The 6,503-nt window shown below is 36.4% G+C and carries 6 protein-coding genes and 1 pseudogene; 3 read left to right on the top strand and 4 right to left on the bottom strand.

Annotated elements, in window-relative coordinates; genetic code table 11:
* Nucleotides 1-325: 325 nt before the first annotated feature.
* Complete coding sequence (locus Q0110_RS15435; protein WP_297908356.1) at nucleotides 326-1,243, top strand: hypothetical protein; 918 nt, start codon at nucleotides 326-328, stop codon at nucleotides 1,241-1,243.
* Here Q0110_RS15435 and Q0110_RS15430 read toward each other — a convergent pair whose 3' ends face one another.
* From Q0110_RS15430 to Q0110_RS15415, 4 genes and pseudogenes are all read right to left on the bottom strand, one after another.
* A complete protein-coding gene (locus Q0110_RS15430) occupies nucleotides 1,244-2,122 on the bottom strand; it encodes a mobilization protein (RefSeq protein WP_297908354.1) in 879 nt (292 codons plus the stop codon).
* A gap of 263 nt (nucleotides 2,123-2,385) precedes the next feature.
* A pseudogene (locus Q0110_RS15425) lies at nucleotides 2,386-2,750 on the bottom strand (lipofamily protein).
* Nucleotides 2,751-2,759: 9 nt separating this feature from the next.
* Nucleotides 2,760-3,866, bottom strand: a complete 1,107-nt coding sequence (locus Q0110_RS15420) for a site-specific integrase (RefSeq protein ID WP_297908351.1) — start codon at nucleotides 3,864-3,866, stop codon at nucleotides 2,760-2,762.
* An 84-nt stretch (nucleotides 3,867-3,950) separates the two neighbouring features.
* On the bottom strand, nucleotides 3,951-4,856 hold the full coding sequence (locus tag Q0110_RS15415; RefSeq protein ID WP_297908348.1) for a helix-turn-helix domain-containing protein: 906 nt from the start codon (nucleotides 4,854-4,856) through the stop codon (nucleotides 3,951-3,953).
* Between the two features lie 760 nt (nucleotides 4,857-5,616).
* Between Q0110_RS15415 and Q0110_RS15410 the strand changes: the two genes are divergently transcribed.
* Both Q0110_RS15410 and Q0110_RS15405 read left to right on the top strand, forming a co-directional pair.
* Nucleotides 5,617-5,820: a helix-turn-helix transcriptional regulator gene (locus Q0110_RS15410; RefSeq protein WP_032528831.1), complete on the top strand. Its 204-nt coding sequence runs from the start codon at nucleotides 5,617-5,619 to the stop codon at nucleotides 5,818-5,820.
* Nucleotides 5,821-5,822: 2 nt separating this feature from the next.
* Nucleotides 5,823-6,494, top strand: coding sequence for a GIY-YIG nuclease family protein (locus tag Q0110_RS15405; RefSeq protein WP_032528832.1), 672 nt, complete (start codon nucleotides 5,823-5,825; stop codon nucleotides 6,492-6,494).
* Nucleotides 6,495-6,503: the final 9 nt, after the last annotated feature.

Genomic DNA, 6,503 nt, shown 5'->3' with positions numbered 1-6,503 from the left:
ATGTTACTGTTTCTTTTTGCATACGCCAATCGTTTTTAATTGTTCGACGGCAAAGAAAACAGGTGTTTCAATGGTGGAATTATTCACCAAAATATAACTGATGAATAACTTTTGATGGTAGTTATTGATGATAAGTCATTGATAATTAATTTGTATTATATGTTTGATTATGTTCTTTGTACTAGTTATTAGAAGTTATTGATGAAAAAGAGGTGATTTTTATGAAATATCAGATTTTATACAGATAAAATAACGGTAGTTGAATTTAAGAATGAATAACTTTTTGTAATTTTACCATCAGATTTTGTTCTTAAATGCAATAGAGATGAAAAATAATTTATATTGGAATGTATATAAATCACTTGAACGTGAATTATTAGCTTTAGCAGAGATTATTCATATAGATGATAAACAGCTTGATGTTTATTCAATGAAAATTGCTGATTTATTGATTCGTACAAGTGTAGAAATAGAATCCATATCTAAAGAATTATATTTTAGAGAAGGAGGTACTAAACCAGATGATAAAGATTTATATTTTGATACAGATTGCTTGGCTCTATTAGAGTCAAAATGGCGTTTAAGTAACAAAGTTGTTATGGTCTCAAGTCCAATATTGTATTTGGAACAAGATGAAAATCTATATTTAGTACCACTACATAAAGCATATAAACGAGGTACTAGTTCTTCAGATTGGCAAAAAGCTTATCAAGCGGTAAAACATAATAGAGGAAAGTCGTTACATAAAGGAACCTTAAAACATTTCATACGTTCATTGGGAGCATTATATCTTTTAAATATATATTATCAAGATCAAACTTTTGATTTAGGTTCAAATAGTAATGGAAACTTATTTGATGCGAGTATTGGGTCTTCCGTATTTTCAATACAATTACATCCTTTCCCTGGTATTGATGCATCTGGAACATACAAAAAGAATGGTGATTTTGATAAATGTATGTATTTAATCCAAGCTACAGACAAAACAAAAGAAATTGCACAAAAAGCTATAATTGAATTAGATAATAAGCTGATGGAAAAAGTGTTATCGCAAGTAAATCAAGAGTTTGCAACGATGACTGAACCATTAACTTCAATTGATTTAAAAGATAAGGTTGCAAGGTCTATAGAAAAATATAAAGCTCAGTTACTGGTTCCCGTTGCAAAGGAAAATGGAATGTTATTGACTAAAGCTTTTAATGATATTCGATATGAGGCTGTTTTAAATAAATGCCAGTATTAATTATGCAATTTTTCTATCTAGTTTGATACGACACTCTGATTCCGTGTGCGACATTTTACGCTCAATGGTAGATATTTCCGAATCACGGAGGGTATGAGCAAATACCCTCTTTATAAATGTGGCAGTCTGTAAGCGTGGCTTGCCGAAAGCCCGCCCGATATTCCATCCAAAGTGCATAATATCAATGGTCTTTAACTGAGAATCGACCTTTATTGGTTCGATTTTAGGCAACGAGTCTGACAAGTAATATTCTGTCACATATCCACACAAGCGATTAAGTGCAGCTTCATCAAGATAGAGAACTAAGGTTTGTTTTGTGTAAGCAATGACCTTATCAAGTTTTTCTTGCGATGCTCGTTCTTTTTCAGCCATAGCGGTAGCATGGTATATCTCATATTCTGTTGGCTGGCTGGATTCTTCTATGGGAGTATTATTGATAATAGAAGGTGTGGCTTCATTCTTTGGAAGTTCTTCCACATTTTCATTGGATTCAGGAAGTGAGGAAATAAAAACTTCTTCTGTCGTGTCAGATGTAGTTTCGATTTCTGGTTCAGATTCGGAAACGATAGGTTCTGTATCTATGGTGCTTTCAATAAGTTCCTGATGTACTATTGAGGGTTCAACCACTGCCTTATTGCGGTAACACTCAAATCTCATAAAGCATCTTTCTATTGTTGGGGAAAGGAGTTGCCTGAATGCCATTTGTAGATTGAAATAGATAGCTCCTATAACAATAGAGCATACTACAAGAATAAGGTAGCTGCTGAACTCGTCCCAACCATAGTGAAGTACGGTTTGACGGGCTAAAACACCAATGATTGCGATTGTAGCAAAAACAATCAGATGCAATGTAATATGTTCTATCTTTTTCTGCTCCATAGTGAGATGTATTAATCGTTTGTGTCAAATATATAGGATTAATTTTTGAGAAAATCCATAGTTTTGCCTGTTAATGGGCTTTTGACGATATATTTCATCACTTTTCACCACGTTACACTCCTTATAATAAGCGCATTGTAAATTTCTTGTTTTTGAATGAAAATAGTTGGGTAAATAGGCTTGTGTATCTCAAAAACAAAAATTATCTGCATCATTTAAGGTAAACAATGCAGACAATCAATAGGGTATAGAGATATAGCTTATTAGCAATACAATGTATGGTTTGTATCCTTGTTGAAATATAACAGGAGGTTGTAATCTTGTTTACGAGCGACTTCGTTTATTACCCATTTCCTAAATGTAACGGAATGCCCGGTGTCTATTGATAGGATAGGGCTATAACCATATCGAGATTATACACATCGGCATTGTTCCCATTCTCCAATTTGAGGTATTTACAAACTTCGTGGCTCTTCAAAACATTAGATTTCAGGATTCTTTTGATTGCTGCGTGAATAGTCCCAGCCGTTGTATAAAACAAGTCTGCTATCTCCCAAGAGGTCATCCATATCTCACCATCGGAAATATGGATGCCTTGTCTGTTGTTTGTTATGATTCCTCGTTTCATACTTGCAATTTACTTGAGTGATATTTTATTAGCGGTTTCTCGTTTTTTGGAATTGACCAAATCGGCATATATTTGAGTTGTGGACACGTTCTTATGCGTTAGCATCTTTGAAACCGTGTAAATATCTGTACCTAAAGAGATTTGGATGACGGCATAGCTATGACGAAAGCAGTGGAAGCTTATCGACTTCGTTATTCCTGCCTTTTTGAGCCAGCTTTTCAGCGGATAATTAATCATACTCCGTTTCAACTCTTTGAATACTTTGCCTGTTCCGGGCGTACCGCATAATTCGTAGGCTTCGTAACTGATGGGGAGTGTCGCTTCTGTCTGGGTTTTCTGGGTTCTGATACGCAAGCAATAACCTTGGTCGGGAGCGATAGTGAAGTCTTCCCATTGCAGGTTGAGAATACCACTGATGCGTAACCCCGTCAGACAGGCAAATAAAGAGGCTGCTTTCAATACGGGGATGTCGCAAGGAGTGACAGCGAGTTGCTTCACTTCGTCCAATGTCAGATACTCTTTCTTCACATCTTGTGGTTCAATCTTTTCAAGGTAATCGTTGATGTTCTCACGAAACCATTTGTTCCGATAGGCAATCTTCAACAATCCTCTGAAAGTAGAATAGTAGCCGGATGCCGAATTGAGGGATATGGGGCGGTTGCTGTGTTTGAGTTGCTTGGCATTCAGCAAGTATTCACGGAACTTCTTGCACAAGTCCACATTCACATCGCCAAAGGTACATTGTCCCTTGACGAAGTTGCAGAAATGCTGATAGACGAATTGCCATTTCTGGTCTTTGTTCCGACACATCTTCTTGAGGTAGGCAAGGAAATCGGCTTTCTGCTTGGTTTTATCCAAGAAACCGAATTCTTCGTTGATGAGTGATTGCACTCTGATGCAACGGATAGCCTCTGTCTTGTTCAACATATCGTTGTTGAACTCACGTTCCATTTCGTTTTTGGGATGGGCGTAGATGTAGATGCCGAGGTATTCCCTGCGGCTCATCTGCATTGTTTCAGGGTTACGAACTGCCGGATAATAATCCAGATACAAGGAGATGCGATTATTCCGAATCGCTCTCTGACGGACTGTTACTTTTGTACATGTGTGTGACATACTGTTTAATATTTAGAGTTTTACATTTGTTTGGTGCAAAGGAATAAGGTGATTCAATGGTGGGTACATTCACCGAAAAATAACTTATTCGATCTTTGGGGCTGCAAGCAACTTATCCAGTTCGGGCTTGGAAATGAGCGTGTATTTGCCTTTCTTCACTTTCGGGATATTATGGTACTTGGCATAATGATAGAGCTGGTCACGGGTGAGATTGAATTTCTCCATCGCTTCGGCTACCGTATAATATTGCGGTTCTTCGGGTGCAGCAATGCCCTTGGCTATATCCACATGCTTCTTGGAATAGTACACCATGATGCCTTCTTTCTTCTTCGGAATGGCATTCTTGGAAACGAAACAGTAGATGGCGGATAAGGTCATGCCGAACTTTTCCTGCATTTCTTGGGTACTATACCATTCGGTAATGTCAGGATTCGGGGCTTTCTTGGCAAAGTAAGCGTCTATATGTTTCTTGCTCCAGTAGGTTTTGCCACGATTGAAAGCCCGAGGAATATTGTTCTTCTTGGCTACTAAAAATATCCATGATTCATTTACATGATATTTCTCTTTGACTTCTGCGGTAGTGTAGAAATCTGTGATAGGGGCTTTCTCTTTTGTTGGTGTATGGAACTCTGTTGGATTATTGAATAGCACATCAATATCCTCTTTCTTCAAAAGGTATTTGAAGCCCAGGCGAATGCCCTTTAATTCACTGCGTTTAATGTAGCCGTAAACGGCTGGTCGAGTTACACCGAGATAGATAGCCGTTTCGGTAATTGTAAGAAAAGGCTTGTCTTTGATTCTTTCGATAGGCTTTTTTTCAATCTTCTTCTCCACGAATTGATTGTTAGCCTTGATTGCTTCATCGCGCTTCTTTTTTTTATAAAGAGCGTTGGCGCATTGCTTGGAACAACACGCCGTAGTTGTCTTTTGGGCGATAAACTCTTTACCGCACCAAACGCAAATTCGCTTAATTTTTAGGTTGCTGCTCATTTTAATTCATCTTTATTTCTCCGTTATTACTGTAAATTCCCGTAAAACCGTGTAAAATGGCGTATAGTTTCTCTACTACCTTTCCACTCGATTTTCAAGTTTTAACAAGCGAGCAACAAATGCGGTACAAAAATGAGCTGAAAAAGCCCTATAAACGATAACCATCGCTTATAAGGCTAAAAAGAAAGGCGCTCAAAATGAACGCCTTAATAATCATTGAGGATATATACTAATCGTTGGTAATCACCACTTATTTGCCGACGCAACATGTAGATGTAATTGATAATCAAAAGCTTATATTTTAAACAGTAGAAAAGTATTTTTTAGACCATAACGGGTTGTTTTTGAATCTGAATCTACTGTTCCTACGTTTATTCTTCTACATAAAATTAGAACTATAGAAAATCTAGATTTTCCAACTGAAGTCCACCAGTTTTCTATCTACTTACAAAGGTACAAATAATATGTGAGTTTTTCGCCTAGTATGTCAACTAAATGCAAGAGAGTTTCGCGAATATTGTTTTACTGAACAAAGGGAAAAATAAAACTATTTTCTCTTTTCCCTTTATTTGACTTTACTTTAATGGACGTATATATGAATACGGTTGTAAAGTCAAGGCGTTTACCACTATTAACGCAATATATAAAGTTCATCATAATTCAAGAAAATGTCAATTCTATCATTTTTTTGAATTATACCATCAATAATTTATTATATGTTCAAATATAATAGTATATTTGTGACAGTAATGTAATAGTTATGGAACGTAAACTTTTGAACCGTATAAAAGTTATTCTTGCCGAAAAAGGTAAAACTAATAAATGGCTTTCTGAACAGTTAGGAAAAGACCCTGCAATTGTTTCAAAATGGGTGACAAATACTTCACAACCCAATGTAGAAATGTTGATTCAGATAGCTAAGTGCTTGGAAGTAAAGGTTGATGATTTATTAAGAACCGAGTAATTATGGAAAATGAAACAGGTTATGTATATATATTGACAAACCCGAGTTTTAGAGAAGATTGGGTCAAGATTGGTAAAAGCTCACGTCCTGTAGATGTCAGAAGCAAAGAACTTGATAATACTGCTGTGCCTTTACCTTTTGAGATTTATGCAACTCTCAAAACAACTAAATATGCTAAAGTTGAGAGACAGATACATAAACAGATTGATCGTCTGACAGATTTGCGTATAAGACAGAATCGTGAATTCTTCAATATAGCTCCATCTGTTGCTTTGGATATTATGCGTGATATTGCAGATTTACTAGATGACGCCGAGCTATATGTGTATGTTGATGGAAAGCCTGTTGTCAGCAAAAGTAAAGATGAAGATAAGAAGATAGAGGCAGAATCTAAAGAAAAACAACGCAAAACCCAAAAGCCTCCGTTTAAGTTTCATATGATTGGCTTAAATGTTGGGGATACGATTGTTTTTGATCCACTTCGAATGTCTGTCAGAATTGCCAGTGATGATAAAATTGAGTATGATGGCCGTCTGTATAGCCTCTCTGCATTTACAGCTAATTTCCTGCCAGAAGAAAAGCAGAACACATCGGGAGCATACCAAGGTCCTAAATATTTTAGTTATAATGGTAAGGTATTAAGTGAATTGAGAAAAGAAAAGGAACAGTATTAAAAAGTAAAT

The organism is uncultured Parabacteroides sp. (assembly GCF_947855115.1).
Taxonomy (GTDB): domain Bacteria; phylum Bacteroidota; class Bacteroidia; order Bacteroidales; family Tannerellaceae; genus Parabacteroides.
Note: the sequence above shows the minus strand (reverse complement) of the source record. Positions and strands in the feature narration are given on the sequence as shown.